Genomic DNA, 22756 nt, shown 5'->3' with positions numbered 1-22756 from the left:
GCTCATTCGATGTTCTGCACCTGTTCGCGCAGCTTTTCAATCTCCGACTTGACCTCCAGCGCCAGCCCGGTGATGGCCAGTCCTTCGCTTTCCGCGCCCGGGGTCTTCGAAAGCAGGGTGTTGGCCTCGCGGTGCATCTCCTGCAGCAGGAAATCGAGCTTCTTGCCGGCTTCCCCGCCGCTGTCCAGGAGCTGCGCGAATTGTGTCAGATGACTGCGCAGCCGGTCCAGTTCCTCGCTTACGTCGCTGCGCTCCGCCAGCAGCGCCGCTTCCTGCGCGATGCGCGCCGGCTCCAGCCCCGACCCGCTGAGCAGTTCCTTCAGCCGCGTTTCCAGCCGCCGGTGAAACGCCGGCTGCACCTTCACCGCCAGTTCCCGGATCTGCGCGGCCTGCTCGGCGATGCGCGCCAGCCGCGCGCGCAACTCTTCCACCAGATGCCGCCCTTCGATCCGGCGCATCTCCACGAGCTTCCCCAGGGCCTCCGTGAGGCAGGCCACCAGGGCGCCGCCCATGCGTTCCTGCTCTTCTTCCGTTTCCGGCACCGCCGGCGCCACGCCCATCACCACTCCTGGCAGGCGCAGCAGTGCGATCACGTCCACTCCGCTCGGCCCCTGGGTCTGTCGCCGCAGCTCCTCTGCCGCATGCAGAAAGGCCCGCGCCAGTTCCTGATTGATCTGCAGCGGCGCCGCCCCGCTCGGCTCCATATTCACGTATACCTCCACGTGCCCCCGTTGAATCTTTTCCCGCACCGCTTGGCGCAGCTTCGCTTCGTAGAGATCGAATCCCTCCGGCAGGCGCAGCTTCACGTCCAAAAACCGGTGATTCACGCTCTTCACGCTCATGCGCAGGGCCCAGCCCTGGTATTCGCCGCGGGCCATGGCAAAGCCCGTCATCGATACGCATTCCTGCATCCGCCCTGCCGTTTCCCGGTTTGCACTCATGATTGGCTCGCTGGCTCCCGCAACTGTCCGTTTTCCGCTCGCGCCGGCGCGAGGCTCTCGTCATCCGCAAATTGCAAATCGTAGAGCCGCGCATACAGCCCGCCGCGCGTCAGCAGATCCCCGTGCGTGCCGGTTTCCCGGATCTGCCCGTCTTCCAGCACCAGGATGCGGTCCGCCCGCCGGATCGTCGCCAGGCGGTGCGCGATCACAAACGCCGTGCGCCCCACCATGAGGTTGCTCAGCGCCGCCTGCACCAGCCGCTCCGACTCCGAATCCAGCTCCGACGTCGCTTCATCCAGTATGAGAATCGGCGAATCCTTCAAGATGGCCCGCGCGATGGCGATGCGCTGCCGCTGCCCCCCGCTCAATCTCTGACCGCGTTCGCCCAGCACGGTATGGTACCCCTGGGGCAGCTCCAGAATGAAATCGTGGGCCAGCGCCGCCTGCGCCGCCGCCACCACCCGCGCTTCCTCCACGTTGGTCTGCCCGTAACAAATGTTGTTCCACACGGTGTCGTGAAACAGGATGTTCTCCTGCGTCACTATGGCGATCTGGCTGCGCAGCGAGCGTAGCGACAGTTCCCGCACATCTACCCCGTCGATGCGCACTGCTCCGCTGGTCACGTCGTGGAAGCGCGGCAGCAAATTCACCAGCGTGGTCTTCCCTGCCCCGCTCGACCCCACCAGGGCGATCACCTCGCCCTTGCGCGTGCGGAAGCTGATCCCCCGCAGCACCGGTGTTTGTTCGTAGGCAAACCCTACATCGTCGAACTCAATCTCACCCGAGAACGTCTCCAGTTGGCGCGCCCCGGCCGCCTCGTGCACTTCCTCTTCGCGGTCCAGATACGCGAACACCTGGGTGCTCGCGCCCTGCGCCGCCTGGAACTGCTGATAGACGTAGCCCATGCGCTTCACCGGCATGTAGGCGTTGAACATGGCATACAGAAACACGAAAAACTGTCCCTCGGTCATCACCTGATGCCGGATCTGGTCCCGCGCATAGAGCAGGATCAGGGGGATGACCACCGCGCCCAGCAGGTCCATCAGAGGCGAGGTAATCACCGCGGCCCGCACCCAGCGCATGCTCTCCCGCAGCAGCCGCCGCGCCGCTTCGCGGAATTTCCTGATTTCGAACTCCTCCATCCCGAAGGCTTTCACGATCCGGTTCCCGCTCACCGTTTCCTGCAGGATCTGGCTGAGGTCTCCCAGCCGCGTCTGGCTCTTCTCCGCCGAGCGCCGGATCTTCCGGCCGAACTTGTTCACCGGCAGCACCACGAGGGGCAGCAGCACCGCCGCGCAGAGCGCCATCTTCCAGTTCACCACCAGCAGCACGGCGACGAACACCAGGAAGGTGAAGCCCTTCTGGAAGAGGTCGGCCAGATATTCCGACAGGGCGATCCGCGTTCGCTCCACGTCGTTGATGGTCGTCGAAAGCACCCGCCCCGTCGGATTGTGCTGGAAGAAGCCGATCGGCTGGCGGATGATCCTGGCGTACACCGCATTGCGCAAATCGGTCACCGCCGCGTGGCCCACGTATTGAATCTGCGTCGCGCCCAGATATTCGGCGACGGCCTTGGCGACGGAGAGAATGACCAGGCTGATCGCGAAAATCGTCCACACATTGTGAATGCTCGGCGGAAAAAAGTGGTTCAGGTAAATCACCTTGTGGGACCACGGGATGGTCACCAGCGGCACGCTGGACACGGACAGATTCGGCTTCAGCACCTGGTCAATCCCCGGCCGGAGCAGCAGGGCGATGAGCCCTTCGGCCAGGGCCACGAACGCCAGCAACACCACGCCCAGCGACATGCGCACCAGGTACGGCCGCACATAACTCAACAACCGGCGCAATTGGGGTGAAACCAGCAAGCCCTCGCCTTTCTCTTCCCCGGAAATTCGCAATTGGTACGCTATGCGCCGCGCTGCGGCCTGTCAAGTTTCCCCGGGGTCCCGGCGCGTCTCCCGAGGGCGTGGCGCGAGACGCCCCGCCTACTTCTCCACATCGCGATGCACGACCTTGGTCTCGAATCCGCGCTTCGCCAGCGCCTTGCGCATCGCTTCCGCCAGCATCACCGAGCGGTGCCGGCCTCCCGTGCAGCCGATGGCGATGGTCAGATAACTTTTTCCCTCGCGGATGTAGTGGGGGATCAGGTAAGTCAGCAGTCCTTCGATCCGCCGCAGAAACTCCCCCGTCTGCGGAAACGACTTCAGGTAGCGCACCACCTTGGGAGCGCGCCCGGAAAACCGCCGCAGGGTCGCCACGAAATGCGGGTTCGGCAGAAAGCGCACGTCAAAAACCAGATCCGCGTCCGTCGGCAGCCCATAGCGGTATCCGAAACTCACCAACGACACTAGCAGGGGCTGGTGCTCGGCCGTCTTGAACCGCTTGGTGATGAATTGCCGCAGTTCGTGGACGTTGAACCGCGACGTATCAATGACCACATCCGACATCTTGCGGATCGGGTCCACCATAGTCCGCTCGCGCTTCAGGCTTTCGCGCACCGAAGAATCCTTGCCCAGCGGATGCGGCCGCCGCGTCTCGCTGTAGCGCCGCAGCAGCGCGTCCTCGCTCGCTTCGATGAACACCAGGGTCACCGGATGCTCGCGCTTCAGCTTGCGGTACAGCGGCGGCAGCTTTTCCAGCTGCGCGCCTTCCCGCGCGTCCACCAGCAGCGCCGCACGGCTGAATTCCCCGCCCCCCTGCGCGTGCAGCTCCGCAAACGTCGGAATGAGCTCCACCGGCAGATTGTCCACGCAGTAGAAACCCATATCTTCGAACGCCCGCAAGACCGTGCTTTTCCCGGAACCGGAGAGGCCGGTGAGGATGACCAGCTGGCGGGCTTCGTGGGTCGGCGCGCGTTTCACGGAGCCGCCGCGCCTAGGCCTTCACCCGGCGTTGGTGGGTGCTGGGGATGCGCATGTCTTCGCGGTATTTGGCCACCGTGCGCCGCGTCACGCGAATGCCGTTTTCTTCCAGCTTCTTCGCGATCTGGTCGTCGGTCAGGGGCTTGGCCGTATCTTCTTCCTCGATCATCTTCTTCACCACGCGCTTCAGCGTCAGCAGCGACATCCCGCCGCCCTCCGGCCCGTTCACGGACTCGGAGAAAAACGAGCGCAGCTCGATCACGCCCTGCGACGTGTGCGCGTACTTGCTGGCCACCGCACGGCTCACCGTCGAGGGGTGCACGCCCACCTCTTCCGCAACCTCTTTGATCATCATCGGCTTTAGGGCGTCCGGTCCGTGGTCCAGATATTCGCCCTGCCGCGCGATGATCGACTGGCACACGCGCAGGATCGTGTGCTTGCGCTGTTCGATGTTCTTCAGCAGCTGGATCGCGGCCGTGAAGCGCTCTTTCACGTAATTGCGCACGTCGCGGTCCGCCGCGTCCCGCGCCAGCAGCCGCCGGTAGGTCGGGCTCAGCCGCAGTTGCGGCATGTCGTCCTCGTTCAGGAACACCTGCCACTGGTCGTCCACTTTCCGGAAGTAAACGTCCGGCTCCACCAGCCGCGGCTCGGTCTTGTTGTAGCGCAGCCCCGGCCGCGGATCGCACTTCTTGATCACGTCCACGGCGTGCTTCACCACTTCCACCGGACGGTTCAGCGCGCGCGCGATCTCCTTCAGCTGGTTGGCCTGCACGAACTTCAGGTGCTCCGCGACGATCTGCTGCGCCAGCGTGTTCTGCGGGTCCAGGGTCTTCAGCTGCATGAGCAGGCATTCCCGCAGGTCCCGCGCGCCCACTCCCAGGGGGTCGAACTCCTGCACCACCGCCAGCGCGTCCTCAATATCCTCCAGAGAATACTGGCCCTCCTGCGCCAGCTCTTCGAGCGTCGCCATCAGGTAGCCGTTTTCGTCCAGGTTGCCGATAATGCTCTCGGCGATCTCGCAGACGCTCTCCGAGCAGATGGTCACGCTCAGTTGCCAAGTCAGATGTTCGGTCAGCCCGGTCGGCGAGGAGAGGAACTTCTCGAAGGAGGGCCGCTCGGAGACTTCGCGCTCCTGCGATTGCCCGCCGTCGCCACCGCTATCCAGGTACTGGTTGAAAAAGCTGCCCACGTCGAATTCATCAAAAGGGTTCGCCGCTTCTTTTTCCGGAATCTTTTCGGTTTCGGCTTTCAGGAAGGTTTCATCGCTGTAGTTGTCGGAGACCGTAGGCTCTTCGCTCAGCTCTTCCAGGACGGGATTTTCCACCATCTCCTGGTTGATCATCTCGCGGAGCTCCAGGCGGTTGAGCGCGAGCACGCTCACCATCTGTACCAGACCGGGCGTCAGAATCTGCTTCTGCGCCAGCCTCAGATTGAGCTTGAGTCCTTGCCAGCTCATGTTTCGCTCTCCGCCGCGAACCCCGCACCGCTAGTTCAGGCGGAAATGATCTCCCAGGTATACGCGGCGCACTTCCGGGTCCGTGCTCAGCACTTCCGGAGTGCCCGCTCTAAAGATTCTGCCATGATTCAGGATGTATGCGCGATCCGTGACGTTTAATGTTTCCCGGACGTTGTGATCGGTGATTAGCACGCCGATCCCCATGCGGCTCAGCCCGCGGATGATCTCCTGCAGATCCTTCACCGTCAGCGGGTCGATCCCTGAAAACGGCTCGTCCAGCAGAATGAAGGACGGCTGCAGGGTCAGCGACCGCGCGATCTCCAGCCTCCGCCGCTCCCCGCCCGACAGCGAGTAGGCCTTGTTCGTCCGCACTGTCTCCAGCCCCATCTGCATCAACAGCTCCTCCAGGCGGTCCCGCTGCTGCTCCGGCGTCAGGGGCAGCGTCTCCAGCACCGCCAGCAGGTTCTCTTCACAAGTCAGCTGGCGAAACACCGAAGGTTCCTGGGGGAGATAGCTGATTCCACTGCGGGCCCGGAGATACATGGGGAGGTCCGTGATCTCGCTGCCGTTCAGGAGAACTCGGCCGGAATCGGGCCGCGTGAGACCCACGAGGATGTAGAAAGTAGTGGTCTTTCCTGCGCCGTTAGGTCCCAGAAGCCCGACGACTTCACCCTGACCGATCTCCAGCTCAACGTCGTCAACGACCTTCCGTCCACGATACGTCTTGCTGATATCGGCGGCCTGAAGCTTCAGCATACCTCGTCATTTCTCGACTCGGTGCTTCGTCAGCGTGCGCGTTCCTTTTTCTGAGTCCACGATGATCGTATCATCCGCTAGAAAGAAGGTCAATTGACGCCCCGTCGTGGTGCCGCTGGCCTCGTCGTACAGCGTCGGATTCCCCCCGGAAAGCACGAACTTCCCCTCCTTCACGCTGTACTCCGCGCGCTCCGCGGTGCCCCGCCGCCCATCCTGGGCCACGGTTACCCCGCCGGTGCCCACCGCGCGGCTCAGTTGCTGCGCCCCGCCGTTCGCCCCGCGCCGGAATTCCAGGTCCAGCGCCGCCGCGCGGATGCTCTGCCCCGCCGATTGCGCCAGCACCTGGCCCTCCAACCGCGCCCGGCTCTCCGCTTCGCGGTAGCTCAGCGTCCCGGCTTGCACGTGCCACAGCGCCGGCCCGCCGCGTCCCGCGCCCTGCGCCCGGCTCCCGGCCGCGCCCGGTGCCGCCGCCGTCTGAGGAAAGACCGCGCGCACGTTTCCACTCGCGTTCAGCACCCGCTCATTGCGCAGCATCTCGATCCTGTCCGCCTCCAGCACCGAATCGCCCTGCCACAGCCGCGCGTGCCCGGAGTAGACCGCCCGCCCCGTCTGCGCATTGGCCTGCAACCGCTCCGCCGAGAGATTCGCCGGCACCGGAGCCAGTTGCACAGCCCCGCCGCGGGGCGCCAGATCCGTCGAGCGCACCCCGCCCTCCGCAAGAATCTCGCCCGTGGTTTGGTAAAAGGTAATCGTGTGCGCCGTGGTGCGCGTTCCCGCATCGCTCACCAGCGCGTTTCCGCTCAGCTGCGCCGTCTGCGCCGCCCGCACGAACACTGCCGTATCCGCCTGCCCGCGCCGCTCCCCGGCGCGCACCTTCACGTCCCCCCGCAGCGTCATCTCCGTCCAGTCGCCCTGCGCGTCGAAGCGCGCCGTGCCCTCCCGCGCCGTGCTGGTCTCCTCCGGCCGGCCCGGCAGCGTCCGCTGGATTTGCACGTTCCCCCGCGCCAGGGCCTCGCCCGCGCGTCCGTTCGGCAGCAGCGCAAGCTGAATGTGCTCCGCCTGCAGCCGCATCGCGCTCTGCCCCGCGCCGCTTTCTTCTCCAGGTGTGACCGCAAAGCGGTCAACCCACTCCAGTGATCCCGGCGCCAGGGTCTCCGCGCTCTCCAGGCGCGCCCCGCCTTTGGCGCCGCGCCGCGCGAATTTCAATCGCACCGCCTCGCTCTGCAGCCGCCGCAGCGTCTCCCCGGCGCCGCCTGGCCGCGCCGCGCGCGTTTCCGCCTGCACCGCGCCCGTGGCCGTCAACTGCTGCGGCTCCGCGCTGCGCCCGGCAAATTCCAAGGCCACGTGCTGCGCGGCCAGTGTCGTCGCCACCGCCCCATTCAAGAATTCCCCCTGCACCTGCCCCGTTCCCTGCACCTGGCGAACTGCCCCGCCGGCATCCAACTCCGCGACCATCTCGTCCGCGGAAACCCGCCCCGCTCCGCCCCTGCGCTGCGCGCGCACCTCCGGCCGCGCGCCGCTGGCCGCTCCCGCCTTCGCCACCAGCCGCTGCGCGCGGTAATTCGCGTCCAACTCCAGCGTCATCTCTCCCGCCGCCAGTTCCGCAGCTTCCGACACAGCGTGCACCGGCCCGCCCAGCTTCATCACCCGCTGCTCCCGCCGGTATTCCAGGCTCGCTCCCGTGAGGTTCACTTCCTCGCCCGCCACGCCCGCCGCCTTCCCCCGGCCCTCCGCCAACCGCTTCACCCGCAGGCGCACGTCTTTCTCCAGCCGCAGCAGCCCCTCGTCCGAGCGATACTCCAGCCCCTGCGCCTGCCCCTCCCCGTCCGGGAACGCGAATTTCACGGTCTGCTCCGTGCGCGCCACCCCGCTCTCGCGGTCGAAGCTCACGCCCCGCGTTTCCACGTGTACGGTGCGCGTGGCCGGCGCTCCCCGCTCCTGCGCCGCGCGCTCCGCGTCCGCGGCGCTCTGCAGCTCCATCTGCACTTCGCCCGCGCAGGCGATCCTCCCGCCGTCCTTGGTGTACTGGCAGCTGCGCGTGTGGATCGTGTCGTGGCGCTCGCCGTTGCGCCCGAAAATCGTGATCTGCACGTCTTCCAGGAGGTCTTCCGCCCGCCCTCGGAACTGCGTGGAGCGCGATGCCCGCACCGTGAACAGCGTGCGGTTCCCTTCCACTTTCGAAAAGGTCAGCGCCGTGGATTGCTTCTCCACGCTCGGCGGCGCCGGCGGCGGGGCCTTCCTCCGCTCGCGCCGGGCCACCCAGCCGCGCTGCACATACACCCCTAGGGTAATGGCCACCAGAACCATCGCCACGCCAGCCGACCAGCGCGCATAGCGCGCCGCTTCTGTTCTGCGCATCGTGCGGGTGCGCCGGCTCCTTTGTACGTGTGACCGCAGAGCGGTCAACGGCAAGTGTGACCGCGAAGCAGTCAACGTCCGTTCGCTTTGAGTATAGGTAAGCCAGAGGCAAGGAACAACACGCGCCCGCGCGCGCTTCCGGGGTCAGGTTCTGTCCGTGGCTCGGGAACTTCCGGCGGCGTCCGGCGATCCGGGGGTTTCCGCGGACTGCGGGCTGAGGATGCCCATGTTCGCCGCGGCCACGCTGTCGCGATTCGTATTCTTCACCAGGTACATGGCCTCGTCCGCCAGGTGCATCACGCCTTCTTTGGTGCGCGAATCCTGCGGATAGGCGGCCACGCCGATGCTCGCCGTGACGTGGATGTTCAGGCCTTCTTTCACCAGCCACACTGTCTCGCGAACCAGGCGGTGCAGCCGGCGCGCCACGTTCAGCGCATTTTCCTTGGACGTCTGCGGCAGCAGGATCACGAACTCATCCCCGCCATAACGAAAGGCAAAATCGATCAGCCGGCAGTGGGTCTTCAGCGCCTCGCCGATCTCCCCCAGCAGCCGCGAGCCCACCAAATGGCCGTGTGTATCGTTGACCAGCTTGAAGTGGTCCAGGTCGATGAACACCAGGGAAAATTCGTAGTTGTAGCGCTTCGAGCGGTAGATTTCCGTATCGAGGATAAATGTCATGTGCCGCGCGTTGTACAGGCTCGTGCAGTCATCGGTGATCGTCAGTTCGTGGATGCGCTTCACATGCCGCGCGTTCTCCAGGGCGATGGCCGCGAAATCCGCCAGCGCCTCCAGCAGCTTGAGGTCGCGCTCCTGGAAGCCCTCTTTGCCGTAGCAGTTGATCAGCTCGATCACGCCCAGACAGGTGTCCCGGAACTTCACCGGCACGGCCACGATCGAATGCGTCTCCATTTTCGTCTTTTCGTCCACCTGCGAGAAAAAACGCGTGTCCTTGGAGACGTCCGGCACCACCACGGCTTCCCCGTGCTGCGCCACCCAGCCCGCGATGCCCTGCCCCATCTTGATGCGCACATCCTTCAGCGACTGCGAGGCCTTGCCGATGGCCAGCTCGAAATACAGCTCCTGCTTGCTCTCATCCAGCAGCAGCAGCGACCAGTTGTCCGGACGCAAAAACTGGTCAATCTTCTCCATAATTGTGCTGAGGACCTGGTCGAGCTGGAGGGAAGACGTGAGGGCTTTGCCCAGCTCCTGGAAGATGGCGACTTCGCCCGCTTCGCGCCGTTCTAGCGCCACACTCGGGTTGCGGCGTCGTTCCACGGCCGGAAATTGTTTCACTTCCTCCATGTCTGGTTAAATCCGTGCCTCAAGTTCTCCGCCGGCCTGCACTACTGCCTGCACCCGCGGAAAGGTTCCCATGACGGGCCGCGCTACAGGCCAGTATAAGCAGCCCGCTTTCCGACGCGCAACTAACTCCTCGCCCTGGGTTGCCATACCCGCATCTCTCTCTTGGCCGCTCATTTCTGCCTAGTAGCGGTGGGGTTTCCTCGGCGGGCGGGTAACCCTGCCGATGGCTGGTGATAATGAGTGAGTTTTTCAGCCCCCACGGCTGTTCCCGCCAGCTAGCGCTAAACACTCGGCGGCCAAGCAGAGCCATTTCCTAAACACACTCGGGTAAGCCGCTGGAAGGCGATCGGCTCCCTCCAGAGCATAGGGGCATTGGCTTCAGGCAATCGCGCGAGAAGTGTGGCGGCATTGAAAAGGCGGCATTGAAAAGTTGCATCAATATGCCCATCGTGGAACAATGTCGCGATGCTGACCGTAAAAAAGTGTCCCATCCTCGGATTGCTCCTCATCCCGTTTCTCTGCGCGGCTACCCTCAGCGCCCAATCGATGCGGCCGGAGGCGGAAAAACAGCTCGCGCACGCTATCTACAAAGAATTTGTCGAAATCCAGTCTGGTTATACGACGGGCGCGACCACTCCCGTTGTCCGGGCAGCGGCAGCGCGGTTGAGAGCCGCGGAATTCCCCGAGTCCGATATCTTTGTGGGCGGCGCGAACCCAAAGAAGGCTAATCTCGTGGTTCGCTATCACGGCACGGGGGCCCGCAAGCCGCTTCTGCTTCTCGCCCACACGGATGTCGTGGAAGCCAAGCGGGAGGACTGGAGTCTGGACCCGTTTCAATTCATTGAAAAGGATGGCTACTTTTACGGCCGGGGCACCGGTGACGATAAGGCACAGGCGGCCATCTGGATCGCAAACTTGATCCGCTACAAGCAGGAAGGGTTCCGGCCCGACCGCGATATCATCGTGGCGCTTACCGCGGATGAAGAGGGCGGCGGTCCGTACAACGGTGTCGTTTGGCTGCTCAAGAACCACCGGGATCTGATCGATGCAGAGCTGGCTCTGAACGAGGGCGGTTGGGGCGAATCGGCGGGCGGCAAGAATATCTCCAACGACTTGCAGGTGAGCGAGAAGTACGTGATCAATTTTCGGCTGGAGGTGCGAAACAAGGGCGGTCACAGCTCGCTGCCGGTGCCGGATAATGCCATCTATCATCTCGCCGGCGCTCTGGAACGCCTTTCGCACTTCGGATTTCCGCTGAAGACCAACGAAGTGACCGCGGCTTATTTCCAGCAGATGGCCAAGCTCGAAACGGGCCCCCTGAAAGAAGATCTCGCGAAGGTCGCCGAAGGTTCGCAGGAGGCCATGCCGCGGGTTGCAGCGGCTTCTCCGGCGTGGAACGCCACGCTCCGCACTACCTGTGTGGCAACGCAATTGGAAGGCGGGCACGCGATGAACGCTTTGCCACAACTTGCGGCTGCGACCGTGAACTGCCGGGTCCTGCCCGAGGATTCCGTCGATTATGTGCAGAACACGTTGCAAAAGATCCTGGCAGACGACCAGGTCACCGTGAAGATTATCCACGACGTGACGAAGGGACCGGCTTCTGCTTTGCGGCCGGATGTATTGAAAGCCGTTAGCCGCGTCACGGACACTCTTTGGCCCGGTGTGCCGGTCGTGCCAACCATGGTCATGGGCGCAACCGACGGGGCATACCTGCGCGCGGCTGGCATTCCGACTTATGGAGTCCAGGGTCTTTTCATGGACCGCGATGACATCCGCTTCCATGGACGGGATGAACGGATGAGCGTGCAATCCTTCTACGAAGGCCAGACGTTCTTATACGAATTGGTAAAGATCCTCTCCAAGACCGGCGATTGAAGCTTTTTCCCTAAAGCCAGGCGGATGGCGCAATGCCGCTGGTACATCTCTTCGCCTGAATCAGGCGCCGTGTAGCTGACCTTCTTTTTCTTGCTCCCGTTTGACACTCCCCCACGGCCCGCCTATAGTTCCTCGGACGGGTTTCCGCACCCCGCCCCGTCACCAGCCGCATACTTCTGGCAGGTTCCTTTTTATGGCCCAGGGCACTTTTGGCGAGCGATTGAAGCGCGAGCGCGAGATGCGCGAGGTTTCCCTGGATGAGATCTCCGCCGCCACACGCATCTCCAATCGCTATCTCCAAGCCCTGGAAAGCGAGGAGTGGAGCAAGCTGCCCGGCGGCGTCTTCGCCCGCGGTTTCGTGCGCAGCATCGCCCGCTACCTCGGCCTCGACGAAGACAGCCTCCTCGCCGAATTCGATCTGGCCCGCAGCAAGGAGCCGCCCCCGCAGCCGTACCAGACCCTCGCGCCCACGCCTCAGGAGATGCCGCGCTGGCTCCCCGCCGCCGTGGCCGCCCTCGTGTTCCTCCTGCTTCTCGTCGGCGCTGTCTACGGCTGGCGCCGTCTTTCCGCGCGCCGCTCCGCGCACACCGCCGCGGTCAGCGTCCCGGTGAATTCTCCATCCTCCGCGTCCGCTGCCAGCACACCGGCGGCCACCGCGCCCCCTGTCACCACGCCCGCCGCCGCTGCGTCACTTGCGCCGGCGGAAAAGAAGCCTGCCGCCAGCGCCCCCGCGGACTCCTCCCTGGATCTCTCCGTTTCCGCCAGCGCCGCCACCCGCGTGCGCATCGTGGCCGACGGCGTCGTCCTCCTGGACGGGGAAATGCACTCCGGCGACACTCTGCACTTCGCCGCCAATGAGCGCTTCGAAGTAACCGCCGCAGACTCCAGCGCGGTGTTGCTGGAATTGAACGGCCAGGCCATGCCGCCCATTGGCACTCCCGGCTCCTCGGGTACAATCAGCTTAAGTCGCAAAGACCTGAGGCAGACAACCCGTGGATCCTCTTACCGCTGAACAACTCGAGCAGTTTCGCATCGGGCGCGCCACGCGCGAGCGCAAGTTGGCCATCTGCGGCGGCACCCTGCATCTCGAGCCCCCCGACCGCGCCGAAATCCTGGTCGTCTTTTCCGTCGATGACGACACCATGATCGCCGAGCATGCCCAGCAGGCGCTGCTCGCGCAGTCCGTCGAGTCCTTCGTGGCCGCCCTCAAGCGGGAAAAGACCCTGCCTGCGCTCTTCCACTACTGCGCGCACAATCTCGCGGACAAGCCGGGCATCGGCGAAGCCCTGGTTCACAACAAGGCCTGCCCCGCCGAAGATCTCGTTCCCGTGGTGCGCCATCTTTCCACGCAGCACATCCAGGCGCTGATGGAGGAGCTGGACCGCGTCAGCGGCTGCCCGGCGCTGGCTGCCGCGCTCGAACATTCCACCTCGGTCACGATCAACCAGAAAAAGCAGCTCGAGGAACTGCGCAGCTCGGCGGTGGATGAAGCCGCGCTGGCGGAAGGGGTGGCCGCCGCGGAGCCGGATAAGGTCAAACAGCAGACGCTGCTGCAAAGGCTCGCCAAGATGACCGTATCTCAGCGTGTGCAGTTGGCCCTCAAAGGGGGCTCGGGCGAGCGGCGCTCGCTGATTCGCGATTCCAACAAGGTCGTGCAGCGCGCCGTCCTGCAGTCGCCGCGCCTGACCGACCGCGAAGTCGAATCCTTCGCGGCGATGACCAACCTGAGCGACGAGATCCTGCGGCTCATCGCCAACAACCGTAATTTCCGCAAGAACTACCTGGTCATCCGCAGCCTCATGAACAATCCCAAGACGCCGCTGGACGTTTCTCTGCACATGCTGCCGCTCTTGAATGCCCAGGACCTCAAGATGCTCATCTCCAACAAAAACGTCCCAGAGACGCTGCGCACCACGGCGCAGAAAATGCAACGCCAGCGCACGGCGAAATCCGGCGGCTAGTTACAAATTCCCCTAGCGAGGTGTCCGCATATGCCTGTCCAGAAAAAAAGCGCATCCCTGAAAGCCCTGCTCGTTTTCGGCATGCTCGCCGCACTCGCCGTGCTGCTGGCATTCCTGCCGGCGCCCGCCGCGTCCGATCCCTGGACGCCCGCACAGACCGTCCAGCCGGCGGATCTCGTCCGCGAGCTCGCGGCGGCGAAGAGCGCCGGCGCCCCGGTTGTCGTCTGTGCCGGTTTCCGCACCCTCTTCGAAGGCGCGCACATCCCCGGGGCTACGTTCCACGGCTCCGCGTCGGCCGCACAGGGCCTTGCCGATCTGAAAAAATGGGCGGGAACTCTTCCGCGCGAGACGAATCTGGTGGTCTATTGCGGCTGCTGCCCCCTTTCGCACTGCCCCAACATCCGCCCGGCCTTCGCCGCGCTGCGCGAAATGGGCTTCACGCACCTGCGCGTACTCATCCTCCCCACGGACTTCGCCACGGACTGGGTGGCCAAGGGCTACCCCATCCAAAAGGGGCTTTAAGCAGCTTTTTAGGGTAAATCCGCAGCGGCGAGCGATCGGAGCAGCGTCAAGATGGAAAGCGGACGGCCAGCTCGGCCAGCCGCCCCGGACACTCTTTCCTTTACTTTTCTTCTTCGGGCCCGGTCGCAGCGCCCGCGGAAGCTTCTTCACAGGCCGTGGCGACTCCTCCGTGCACAGCACCTTGCTCATGTTCGGCAAGAGCGCGAACTTCTTGCCCATCTTGGAGATGCCCAGCCGGTATTCCCTACCCACGTGCGTCCCGAACGCGGACAACTCCGCGAAGTCTTCTGCGAAGAAGCCAGAAGGCCTTTCTTTCCTGGGTGCTGGCGGCAAGAAAATTTGGCTGGGAGGCCTGGACTCGAACCAGGATAGCCAGAGTCAGAGTCTGGAGTCCTACCGATTGGACGACCTCCCAGCGGGGAGGAACAAAAAGGAACCGCGGCAACTCCGGGTGTCCCGGCAACCGCGATTCATCTCTTCTACTTTAATCAGGAAAGCGCCAAGCGTCAACCCGGGCGGGGGAGAAAGGCGAAACTCGAAATACGAAATTCGGCAAAGGCTGCGGAGGGAGAACGAGTTTAGAGTTCCGGCGGCTAACTGCGCGGGCGTGTGGAAAGGGCCGCGGCGGCAGGGTTGTCTTCTTCGACGGCGATCATCTGGCCCTTTTGCATCGCGAACTCGGCGCCGCCCCAGGTGATGCGATTGGAAGTAAAACTGGCGAGCCAGACGGCAAAGTACAGAGCGTCGCGGAAGGGCACGAGCCAGAGCTTGCGGCGCAGAACGTCGTCGCCGACGCCCCACACGCCGACCACCCAGGCCTGCAGCAGGCGCAGGAGGAGCCAGCCGGCGAGCCAAGCGGCGGCCAAGGCTTTGCCGGGAACGAGGAGCGCGGCGAGCAGGGCCCAGGGCAGGCCGTGCGTGAAGATCAGACCGGCGAAGGAAAGCGGGCGGCAGAGGCGCACGGTGCGCGCCCAGCGCACCTGATGCTCCCAGATGCTCCCAGAAACCTCGCGCGGACTGCGCCGGATACATGGTCCAGACGGGTTCGCGGGAAAGGACGATGCGGCCGCCTTGCAGGGCGATGCGATGACCGAGCTCGTAATCGTCCGAGTGCGTGGCGGCGAGGCCTTCGAAGCCGCCGATTTTGGCGAGCCAGGCTTTGGTGGTGGCCATGGTGGCGCCCAGGGCGAAGCTCATGCCCTCGAGCCAATGGGCCATGAGGACGCCGGCGAAAAAATCCGAAGAGGCGCCGATGGCTTCGATAGCGGCAAAGAGGTTTTCTTGCGCGATGCCGCGGTAGAAGCAGGTGACGACGCCGGTCTGCGGATCGGCGAAGGGGGCGGCGACTTCGCGCAGGTAGCGCGGGCCGGCGCGCACATCGCCGTCGCTGACGACGAGGATATCGTGGCGCGCCGCGGCGGCCAGGCGGCAGAGCTTGTTGACCTTGCGGTTGGCGCCGAGGGGCTGCGCGCCAATGAACAGACGGATCTGGCGCTGCGGGAATTCGGCCATCAGGCGGTGGATCAGTTCGACGGCGGGATCGGCGGAATCGTTGACGGCGAAGAGCAGCTCGAAGTCGGGATAGTCCTGCAGGCAGAAACTGGCGAAATTTTCGTAGGAAGCGAAATCGACGCCGCGCACGGGCTTCAGGACGCTCACCGGGGGAGTAAACGCGGGGAGCTGGCGGGCGCGCTCGCGGCGGAAAAAGCGCGCGGCGGCCAAGGTCGCGGCGGCGTAATAGGCCAGGGGCGCCGCCGCCACGAGCAGCAGCGCGTAACGCCAGAGCGAGTGAAGCAGGATCGGCAAAGAATTCCGTCCGTTCTTGTGGTTACTCTAGAGCCGCCCGCGGCGCCACGTCAATTTCCCGGCGCCGCTCCGGGCGCCGGGGCGCCCGGAGCAGAAGAGCCGGAAAGCGGATGATTGACGTAGACGGCTTTTCCGCCGGATTCGGCAAGCAGGTGGGCTCGCGCATCCGGGAGCCGCTGGATGGCTTCCTGGCGCTTCTCCGCGGGCACAAACAGGATGACGCGCTGCGGGCCCTGCCAGAGCGGGAGAAAGTCCGCATCCGTCAGAAACAGATGGGGCGCATCGGGATAGTAAGAGCCTGGCAGGAGATTGTTGTAGCGCCCATTCCAAAGCAGCAGCCGCCGATGGGTGTAGAAAGCCACGCTCGAGCCGAGGTCAAACTCGCCGTAGAAGACCACCACGTCCTCCGGGCGCATCTGCGACTGCACTTTCCGCACCAGCGGGCGCGCCGAAAGATAGGGTCCGAAATCGCCCAGGGCGATATTGGCAGCGAAAAAAAACACGGCCATAGTGGCGGCCATGCAGATCGCCGCGCCGGAGGCGCGCTGGGCGCGGCGCAGCCACCAAGCGGCCCCGAAACCGCACAACAAAGCCACGGCAGCCAGCGCCGCCGGGAGCCGCAGCACGGCAAAGGCCTGCGGGGTCAGATCCAACACATGGGCCATGGAGACGCGGTAGAAATTGATTTCCCGCTCCTGCAGAAGCGACGCGATATCGCCATGGACCTGCACGTTGGCGGAGCGCCACAGCAGGGTGGCCAGCACGCCGGCGATTCCCGCGCCGAGAAGCGCCAGCGCCGACTGCATCGCGCCCACCCAGCGCCGGCCATCCTGCTCCGCCTGCGCCAGGCCAGTACCCAAGAGCATGGCGATGGCCGGCCAGGCGCCGAAACTGTAATACTCCATGCGCGAACCAAAGGTGAGCGAGAAGAAGAGCAGAATGAATCCGGCCCAAAAGAGCAGCAGCAGCCGCGCCTGTCCTTCGATAGACAATGCCTTCCAGGTGCGGGGATGGGGGATATTCCGCAAAGCCCCTGGAAAAAAGACGCTCCAGGGAAAGAACCAGATGAAATGCGCGCCGAGCCACAACCACAGCGGGACCGCTTCGTAGTCCGGTGGAAAGCGGGTGCCGACGGCGCGCTTGAAATGCTCGTTGATGAAGTACGACCAGAAGAAGGTGGGCGCGCGGAGGCTGGCGAGGATGTGCCAGGGGGCGGCAACCAGGAGAAAGACCAGGCTGCTGGAAACGGGCCGCAACTCGCGCCAGCGGTCCCAGCCCCGCGTGGCCAGGATGAACAGGCCGAGGACGGCCACGGGAAAAATCACCCCGACGAGGCCGCGGGTAAGCATGGCCAGCGCGGTGAACAGCGCGGCTCCCCAGTAGGCCAGGCGCGGCTCGAGCGAGCCGGTCCAGCCCCGCAGAAACAGATAGAAGACGGCGGTGAATTCCAGGGCGTAGATGGCCTCCGGAATCATAATGCGCGTGAAGAGAAAAAATCCCGCGCCGGTGCAGGCGGCCAGACCGCTATAGAGGCCGGCACGCGGGCCGAAAAAGCGGCGCGCAAAGGCGTTCACCAGCAGCACCAGGCCGATCATGGCCAGGGCCACGGGCAGACGCGTGGAAAATTCGTTGCTTCCGAACGCGCGGTAACTGGCGGCCACGGCCCAGTAGTGCAGCGGGGCCTTCATCAGGTAGCGGATGCCGTTCATGTACAGGATGACCCAGTCGTGGCGCTGCAGCATCTCGCGAGCGACCATGGCGTGGGAAGAGTCGGCATCATCGAGCAGGCCGGGAAAGCCCGCATTGCCGAGGTAGACGAGCGCGGAGAAAAACAGGAGAAGGAACAGTGCCGCACGCCGGCTGGTGTCCTGTGTACCGGAGGCTGGCTTGGCGTTCAGGCGCATATCTGGTCTTGGACGTTTGACCGGCGAAAGGAGTTACGCCCTGCGGCGTCCCTTCTGATTTATTCTTTGGAGCTTCTATAGTACTTGGATCGCCCTGATTCAACCACCGGCCGCCAAAAAAACAGAGCGTTCAGGCGCGGGGAGCGGCCTGCGCATCCCCGGCGTCCTGCACGGGAACCAGAAGCCCCTTCTGGACACGGAACTCCAGACCGCGCCAGCGGATTTTGCTGGTGAAAAAACCGGCGATCCACACGGCAAAGTTCAAGGCGTCGCGCAGAGGCACGAGCCACAGGCTTTTCCGCGTCACGGGATCGTCGAGTCCCCAGACGCCCACGGTCCAGACGAGCAACAAGCGCAGGAACAGATACGCCGCGAGATAGCTCGCGGCGATTGTGACGGAAGGCGCCAGAAGGGCGGCGAGGACGGCCCAGGGCAGGCCGAAGGTCAGCTGCGGTTGCCCAGCTCGAAATCGTCGGAGTGGTGATTGGCCATGGCCTCGAAGCCGCCGATGGAGGCGAGGTGCTGGCGGGTGGTGGCCATGGTCCAGCCGAAGGCGAATTGCACCTTGCCCTCGATTTTCCGGGCCACGAGGGCATTGGGCACCGTCTCTGTGGCGAGCACCAGGGCTTCCAGGGCGGCGGCGACACCGCCCTCGACGCGGCCGCGGAAGAATGAGGTCACCGCGCCCAGCCGGGGATCGGCAAACGGCGCAGCCACTTCCCGCAGATAGCTGGGCTCGACGCGCACGTCGCTATCGTTGATCACCAGCAGGTCATGCTGCGCGGCGCGCACCAGCGCGCACAAGTTGTTCACCTTGCGGTTGGCGCCGATCTGGGGCACGGAGGCGAGCAGCCGGATGCGGCGCCGGGGAAATTCGCGCTGCAGCTTCTCGATGAGCGGGATGACGGGATCATCGGCGTCGCCGACGGCGAAGAGGATTTCGTATTCGGGGTAGTCTAGGCGGCAGAAGCTGGCGAAATTCTCATAGGCGCCGCAGTCCACCCCGCGCACGGGCTTGAGGATGCTCGCCGGAGGAGTGAAAGAAGAAGCGGCCGGCGATGTGCGGCGCACGCGGCGGAAAAAATCCCAGCCGCAGTAGATGGCCAGGGCGTAGTAGACCAGCGGCCCGAGCGCTGTAAGCAGCGCCGCCCATCGCAATAGTTGCAAGGCCATCTCCCGGTCCACTCGCCCTTATCCCCGCAAGCCCGGGGATTCGGATACGAATTCCGTGGTCCCGAATCCCGCGCCGGATTTCGTGTGCTTCCTGCGCCAGCCCGCGATCAGCACGCCCATGAAAACCGCCGCTACGGGATCGATGGGATGGCGATAGTCGATGTCCGTGTGCGTGAAATAGTACACCAGCGGATAACTGAGCAAGACAAGCGCAAAAGGAAGCACGGCCGGCCGGTTGAGGAGATAGGCGCGGCGCAATCCGGCCAGCAGCAACGCGGTGAGCGCGGCGCAAAATCCAATGTTGGCGAATTCCAGCGGCTCCGCAGCCAGATAGGCCGGCCTGAAGGACCAGAAACCGGTCCAGGTAAAGAGGAAGCGCTTGGCGGAAGTCCGCAGGAACAGGCCCGGGTGCTGCCGGAGGTAATCGAGCGAGGCACTGCGCTTTTCCTGCATGTAGCCAAGCTCTCCGAGGCGGTAGTATTTCGCGAGCTCCGCATCGTTGTGCGCCGGATTGGCCCAGTCCGGATAGGGAGCGGAGGCGTCCCCGGTATTGCCCATCCAGAAGACCAGCCAGAAGGTGTCGCGGAAGGGAATGAAGCGGCCGAAGGTGGCGTAGTTGCGGACGAACCAAGGGGAGACGGTGAGGGCCAGCGTCAAGAGCGTGGCAATCGTGGACAAGCGCCAGGCTCTGCCGCGCCGCTGGCGGCGCCAGGCCAGCCATCCGAGAAGAAAAGGAAGCGTGGAGAGGACGACCGCATTGTTCAGCGCCGCCACTCCCCACAGGAGACCATAGCCGATCCAGCGCACGAGGCTGGTCTGGTCCTCGATCGCCAGCGTGACCCAGAGGAGCAGGGCCATCATCAGAGCATCGAGGCAGTTTCCCCAGATGAAGCTGGAGGAGAGAAAGATGGAGTAGGGATGGAGAGTCCAGACCCAGCCGGCCCAAAAGGCGGCGGGCGGTCCGAAGCCGCGCCGCGCCAGGAAATAGACGGGGATGCCGGTGAGAGAGGCAAAGACAGCGTTCAAAATAAGGATGGCCCAGGCCGAAGCACGCGTGTAGACGCCGAAAAGCCAAAAGACGCCGGCAAGCAGTCCTGGATATACCGGAGTGGTCCAGGCGGTCGGGCCCGTGCGCTCGAAGAAGGGTGAACTGAAGCCCTGGCCGGTCGCGAGCGAGCGCGCGATCTTGCCTTCCTCCCAGCCGAACTTCCAGTGATCGCGAGCGGGCTTGAGGTGCTCATCGATCACAAAGGGAATCACGGCGATACGGACCACCAGCGCAGCGAGGACCAGGATCAAGATGGTGCGCGTGGATCGAGAAGCGGCTGCGGTCGAGAGCACTGCTGAATCGCGATGTGCCACGCCCACCCTCATTCTCTCCCGAGCCGGCCTTCCCAAGAATCAAAGACTGATCTTCTTGCTGCACACCGCGGTCCGGGGAGCCGTCATTGCTCTTCTCTGCCTATCCCGCCGCCACCAGGGCCACGCCGGCACAGACCAGGATGACACCCGCCCAGCGCGCAGCGTTCACTTCTTCGCCGAGGAGGTACTTGGCCCCAAACGTTCCCACGACGTAGTTCAGTGCGGAGGCCGGAATGACAAAACTGGCCGGCTCCCAGGAGAGCAGCACCAGCAAGGAATAAAAGGAAAGCGCCAGCAGCGGCACGCCGGTCCAGAACCAGGTATTGCGAAGGGCCCGCCCGAGGAAGAGCAGCAAAGCGCGGGGCCGCAACCGCTCCGGCTCACCGACCACCTTCATCCCGTGGGTGATGGCGATTTCACCCCCCGTGCTGCTCAGAATCAGCACCCCGAGCATTCCCATGCTGCGCATCATGGCGTCACCTGGGGCGTCGCAGCGGTGGTGCGCGGCTTCGTCTGTCCCACCAGAAGCACGCCGGCGCAGATGAGCGCCACGCCGGCCCAGCGCCGCGGCGTCACCGTCTCCCCGAGGAAGACCACCGCCAGAAACGTCAGTGCCGCATAGCCGAAGGCTCCCGCAGGCATCACGTAGCTGTAGTCCGCCCAGGAAACTGCGGTCATATAGCTGAACATGAAGCCCAGCAGAAACAGAATGGCGATCCAGATCGTGGAATTAAGAACCGTAAGCAGGAAAGCGTGGGAGAGTCCCGCGGCGGAAAGCTGGACCGCTCCGACCTGGGTCATGCCGCGTTTGAGCAGCAGGTCTCCGGCGTTGGCGCACACGACCATGGCACAGACCAAGGCCAGAGTCTTGATGCGCAGCCTGCGTTGGTGTCCCATCTGCGGTGGATTAATCGTTGGCCGAAGCCGTAGTGGTGGCGCCCGGCACGGGGACCACGGTTTTGGCCGGCTCGTCGTGCTGTTGGCGGGCCCACTTCAGGCGTTCCGCACGAAGTTTAAGGAAATCCACGGCCTCGTGATACAGGCGCTTGCGCTCGTGGGCGTCCCACAGGGCTTCGCGGACGATGCGCCAGGCGACCTTGGGGCGGAAGTAGTACTCGTCGTAGAAGCGGTGGACCCCGGCCATCATCTCGGCCTTGGAGAGGTGCGGGAACTCGATGTGCGGGAGCTGGTGGCCGCTGGAATCGGCGAGGGCCTCGACGCGCAGGAAGCCGTCGCGGGCCATCTGGTCGTGGAGCTCGGTACCGGGCATGGCATGGGCCAGGGAAACCTGGATGGTCTCGCAATCGAGCTCTTTGGCGAACTCGATGGTATTGGCGATGGACTCGCGGGTCTCGCCGGGCAAGCCGATGATGAAGTCGCCGTGCACGCGGATGCCGACCTTGCGGCAGTTCTTCATGAAGGTGCGGGCCATCTCGACGGTAGCGCCCTTCTTGATGTTCTTGAGGATTTGCGCATCGCCGGATTCGAAGCCCACGATGAAGAGGCGGGCGCCGGCATCGGCCATGGCCTTGAGCGTATCGTAGTCGCTGTGCACGCGGGCCGTGCTGGACCAGCGGAACTTGAGGGGCTTGAAGAGCTTGCAGATTTCGAGGACGCGGTCCTTGCGGATGTTAAAGGTGTCGTCGTCGAAGAAAATTTCCTTCATCTGCGGAAAGGCTTCGATGGCGAACTTCACTTCGCGGGCCACGTTCTCCGCGGAACGCACGCGCCAGGCGTGCCCGGAAATGGTCTGCGGCCACATGCAGAAGGTGCACAACGCGGGGCAGCCGCGGCTGGTATAGAAGGAAACGAAGGGATGCAGCAAGAAGGGCACGGTATAGCGTTCGATCTCCAGGTCCCGCTTGTAAATTTCGGCGGCGAAGGGGAGCGCATCGAGTTCCGCGGTGTGCAGTTGCGCGCGGTCCGGGTTGTGCACGACCTTGCCGTCCTTGCGGTAGCTGATCCCGGCGATCTCGGCGAGCGGCTGGCCCTGGGCGAATTCCACGACGGAGTGATCGAACTCCCCGCGGGTCACGAAATCGATGTCTTCGCTGGCTTGCAGGGTCTCGTCCGGCTTGATGTGCCCGTGCGGGCCGACGAAGGCGATCTTCAGACCGGGATTCTGTTCCTTGATCAGGCGGGTGAGTTTCAGGTCGCTGGCGAACCCGACAGTAGAGGTAAAGAGGACCAGAAATTCGTAGTCCTTGGCGATCTCGATGGTCTGCTTCCAGCTCACCTTGTGCGGCGAGGCGTCCAGCAGGCGGCTGCCCGGGAGCATGCCCGCCGGGTAGGTCAGCCACACGGGGTACCAGTAGGATTCGATCTCGCGCGTCGCGGGCCACCGCGAACTGGCTCCGCCGTCGAAATTCTCAAAGCTCGGCGGATTCAGCAGCAGCGTCTTCATTACATCCGGCATTCTTCACCCTCAATCCAATCGGGACAGGTTTCCCCCACACCACCACCCCAAAACAGC

19 protein-coding genes and 1 tRNA gene are annotated in these 22756 nt (G+C 64.2%); 4 read left to right on the top strand and 16 right to left on the bottom strand.

Features of this window, described 5'->3' with window-relative positions; genetic code table 11:
- Positions 1-2: 2 nt before the first annotated feature.
- The 7 genes from LAN61_04635 to LAN61_04605 all read right to left on the bottom strand — a co-directional run bounded on the left by LAN61_04635 (position 3) and on the right by LAN61_04605 (position 9668).
- Complete coding sequence (locus LAN61_04635) at positions 3-941, bottom strand: YicC family protein (GenBank protein ID MBZ5539792.1); 939 nt, start codon at positions 939-941, stop codon at positions 3-5.
- On the bottom strand, positions 938-2809 hold the full coding sequence (locus LAN61_04630) for an ABC transporter ATP-binding protein/permease (protein ID MBZ5539791.1): 1872 nt from the start codon (positions 2807-2809) through the stop codon (positions 938-940). The genes LAN61_04635 and LAN61_04630 overlap by 4 nt, the downstream gene beginning before the upstream one ends.
- Positions 2810-2929: 120 nt before the next feature.
- A complete protein-coding gene (gene rapZ, locus LAN61_04625) occupies positions 2930-3805 on the bottom strand; it encodes an RNase adapter RapZ (GenBank protein ID MBZ5539790.1) in 876 nt (291 codons plus the stop codon).
- Positions 3806-3818: 13 nt separating this feature from the next.
- Complete coding sequence (gene rpoN / locus LAN61_04620; protein MBZ5539789.1) at positions 3819-5261, bottom strand: RNA polymerase factor sigma-54; 1443 nt, start codon at positions 5259-5261, stop codon at positions 3819-3821.
- A 30-nt stretch (positions 5262-5291) separates the two neighbouring features.
- Entirely contained in the window at positions 5292-6017 is a 726-nt protein-coding gene (lptB, locus tag LAN61_04615; GenBank protein ID MBZ5539788.1) for an LPS export ABC transporter ATP-binding protein, read from the bottom strand.
- 6 nt (positions 6018-6023) lie between these two features.
- On the bottom strand, positions 6024-8375 hold the full coding sequence (locus LAN61_04610) for a hypothetical protein (protein MBZ5539787.1): 2352 nt from the start codon (positions 8373-8375) through the stop codon (positions 6024-6026).
- Between the two features lie 144 nt (positions 8376-8519).
- A complete protein-coding gene (locus LAN61_04605; GenBank protein MBZ5539786.1) occupies positions 8520-9668 on the bottom strand; it encodes a sensor domain-containing diguanylate cyclase in 1149 nt (382 codons plus the stop codon).
- A gap of 474 nt (positions 9669-10142) precedes the next feature.
- Between LAN61_04605 and LAN61_04600 the strand changes: the two genes are divergently transcribed.
- The 4 genes from LAN61_04600 (at position 10143) to LAN61_04585 (ending at position 14038) form a co-directional block, all read left to right on the top strand.
- Positions 10143-11555 (top strand): M20/M25/M40 family metallo-hydrolase, encoded by a 1413-nt coding sequence (locus LAN61_04600; GenBank protein ID MBZ5539785.1) that lies wholly within the window; start codon positions 10143-10145, stop codon positions 11553-11555.
- Positions 11556-11748: 193 nt separating this feature from the next.
- Positions 11749-12567: a helix-turn-helix domain-containing protein gene (locus tag LAN61_04595; GenBank protein ID MBZ5539784.1), complete on the top strand. Its 819-nt coding sequence runs from the start codon at positions 11749-11751 to the stop codon at positions 12565-12567.
- Positions 12548-13516: a hypothetical protein gene (locus tag LAN61_04590; GenBank protein ID MBZ5539783.1), complete on the top strand. Its 969-nt coding sequence runs from the start codon at positions 12548-12550 to the stop codon at positions 13514-13516. The genes LAN61_04595 and LAN61_04590 overlap by 20 nt, the downstream gene beginning before the upstream one ends.
- Positions 13517-13546: 30 nt before the next feature.
- Positions 13547-14038 carry a rhodanese-like domain-containing protein gene (locus tag LAN61_04585; GenBank protein MBZ5539782.1) on the top strand — a complete coding sequence of 164 codons (492 nt, stop codon included), beginning with the start codon at positions 13547-13549 and terminating at the stop codon, positions 14036-14038.
- A gap of 340 nt (positions 14039-14378) precedes the next feature.
- Here the strand turns inward: LAN61_04585 and LAN61_04580 are convergent.
- From LAN61_04580 to hpnJ, 9 genes are all read right to left on the bottom strand, one after another.
- Positions 14379-14453, bottom strand: a tRNA-Gln gene (locus tag LAN61_04580).
- Positions 14432-15844 (bottom strand): glycosyltransferase, encoded by a 1413-nt coding sequence (locus LAN61_04575; protein MBZ5539781.1) that lies wholly within the window; start codon positions 15842-15844, stop codon positions 14432-14434. The genes LAN61_04580 and LAN61_04575 overlap by 22 nt, the downstream gene beginning before the upstream one ends.
- A 50-nt stretch (positions 15845-15894) precedes the next feature.
- Positions 15895-17748, bottom strand: coding sequence for a glycosyltransferase family 39 protein (locus tag LAN61_04570; GenBank protein ID MBZ5539780.1), 1854 nt, complete (start codon positions 17746-17748; stop codon positions 15895-15897).
- Positions 17749-17878: 130 nt separating this feature from the next.
- Positions 17879-18100 carry a hypothetical protein gene (locus tag LAN61_04565; protein ID MBZ5539779.1) on the bottom strand — a complete coding sequence of 74 codons (222 nt, stop codon included), beginning with the start codon at positions 18098-18100 and terminating at the stop codon, positions 17879-17881.
- Positions 18101-18192: 92 nt separating this feature from the next.
- Positions 18193-18915 (bottom strand): glycosyltransferase, encoded by a 723-nt coding sequence (locus LAN61_04560; protein MBZ5539778.1) that lies wholly within the window; start codon positions 18913-18915, stop codon positions 18193-18195.
- Positions 18916-18939: 24 nt separating this feature from the next.
- Positions 18940-20283: a glycosyltransferase family 39 protein gene (locus tag LAN61_04555; protein MBZ5539777.1), complete on the bottom strand. Its 1344-nt coding sequence runs from the start codon at positions 20281-20283 to the stop codon at positions 18940-18942.
- A gap of 100 nt (positions 20284-20383) precedes the next feature.
- Complete coding sequence (locus LAN61_04550; GenBank protein MBZ5539776.1) at positions 20384-20755, bottom strand: EamA family transporter; 372 nt, start codon at positions 20753-20755, stop codon at positions 20384-20386.
- Positions 20752-21180, bottom strand: a complete 429-nt coding sequence (locus LAN61_04545) for an EamA family transporter (GenBank protein ID MBZ5539775.1) — start codon at positions 21178-21180, stop codon at positions 20752-20754. Before LAN61_04545 ends, LAN61_04550 begins: the two co-directional genes overlap by 4 nt.
- Before the next feature lie 10 nt (positions 21181-21190).
- Complete coding sequence (gene hpnJ, locus LAN61_04540) at positions 21191-22699, bottom strand: hopanoid biosynthesis associated radical SAM protein HpnJ (protein ID MBZ5539774.1); 1509 nt, start codon at positions 22697-22699, stop codon at positions 21191-21193.
- Positions 22700-22756: the final 57 nt, after the last annotated feature.

It is taken from the genome of Terriglobia bacterium (assembly GCA_020072785.1).
In the GTDB taxonomy this organism is placed as follows: domain Bacteria; phylum Acidobacteriota; class Terriglobia; order Acidiferrales; family UBA7541; genus Acidiferrum.
Note: the sequence above shows the minus strand (reverse complement) of the source record. Positions and strands in the feature narration are given on the sequence as shown.

Excerpts from the sequence above, each read along its gene's own strand:
- rpoN (MBZ5539789.1), bottom strand. The coding sequence starts at position 5,261 with ATGAGCTGGCAAGGACTCAAGCTCAATCTGAGGCTGGCGCAGAAGCAG.
- LAN61_04585 (MBZ5539782.1), top strand. The coding sequence starts at position 13,547 with ATGCCTGTCCAGAAAAAAAGCGCATCCCTGAAAGCCCTGCTCGTTTTC.
- lptB (MBZ5539788.1), bottom strand. The coding sequence starts at position 6,017 with ATGCTGAAGCTTCAGGCCGCCGATATCAGCAAGACGTATCGTGGACGG.
- LAN61_04570 (MBZ5539780.1), bottom strand. The coding sequence starts at position 17,748 with ATGCGCCTGAACGCCAAGCCAGCCTCCGGTACACAGGACACCAGCCGG.
- LAN61_04635 (MBZ5539792.1), bottom strand. The coding sequence starts at position 941 with ATGAGTGCAAACCGGGAAACGGCAGGGCGGATGCAGGAATGCGTATCG.
- LAN61_04550 (MBZ5539776.1), bottom strand. The coding sequence starts at position 20,755 with ATGATGCGCAGCATGGGAATGCTCGGGGTGCTGATTCTGAGCAGCACG.
- hpnJ (MBZ5539774.1), bottom strand. The coding sequence starts at position 22,699 with ATGCCGGATGTAATGAAGACGCTGCTGCTGAATCCGCCGAGCTTTGAG.
- LAN61_04545 (MBZ5539775.1), bottom strand. The coding sequence starts at position 21,180 with ATGGGACACCAACGCAGGCTGCGCATCAAGACTCTGGCCTTGGTCTGT.
- LAN61_04600 (MBZ5539785.1), top strand. The coding sequence starts at position 10,143 with ATGCTGACCGTAAAAAAGTGTCCCATCCTCGGATTGCTCCTCATCCCG.
- LAN61_04610 (MBZ5539787.1), bottom strand. The coding sequence starts at position 8,375 with ATGCGCAGAACAGAAGCGGCGCGCTATGCGCGCTGGTCGGCTGGCGTG.
- LAN61_04595 (MBZ5539784.1), top strand. The coding sequence starts at position 11,749 with ATGGCCCAGGGCACTTTTGGCGAGCGATTGAAGCGCGAGCGCGAGATG.